Raw genomic sequence first — 484 nt, 5'->3', positions numbered from 1 at the left:
CCGTGCGCTCTTAGTAGCTTAACCATCTTGTCCAAGGACAAGTTCCAGTTAAGACCACAGCTTTCGGATGTTTCAGCATTTCATATCGTTCGTATCCAGTTTTCAAGGTACAAGTGGTTTTATGGACATACCATTTATCGAGATAAATCTCAATAAAAGATATTTCCTTCAAACGTTGATGGTAGTTGCATGGTGGAGCCAAGGAGGATCGAACTCCTGACCTCCTGCTTGCAAGGCAGGCGCTCTCCCAGCTGAGCTATGGCCCCAGACAAATTCCATCAAAGCTGAACAAATGATTTAAGCCAGTCCTTATTCAGAACCTTAAATTCGACGGTTTTGAAACCCGAAGGTTTCTGTTGAGGCATCTGGCGATGCCTCGAATTTGAATGCCTCCGTTGCAGGAAGCGATTCTCCATAGAAAGGAGGTGATCCAGCCGCACCTTCCGATACGGCTACCTTGTTACGACTTCACCCCAATCATCTA

At 45.9% G+C, this 484-nt stretch carries 1 tRNA gene and 1 rRNA gene; both read right to left on the bottom strand.

From position 1 onward, the window contains the following. Nucleotides 1-190: 190 nt before the first annotated feature. Nucleotides 191-266: transfer RNA gene (locus M3223_RS23840), tRNA-Ala, on the bottom strand. Between the two features lie 152 nt (nt 267-418). Next, a 16S ribosomal RNA gene (locus tag M3223_RS23835) occupies nt 419-484 on the bottom strand; the annotation flags it as partial.

This window comes from Paenibacillus pasadenensis (genome assembly GCF_023715725.1).
In the GTDB taxonomy this organism is placed as follows: Bacteria; Bacillota; Bacilli; order Paenibacillales; family Paenibacillaceae; genus Paenibacillus_O; species Paenibacillus_O pasadenensis_A.
The sequence above is the reverse complement of the archived record's forward strand: the minus strand, read 5'-3'. Positions and strand labels throughout refer to the sequence as shown.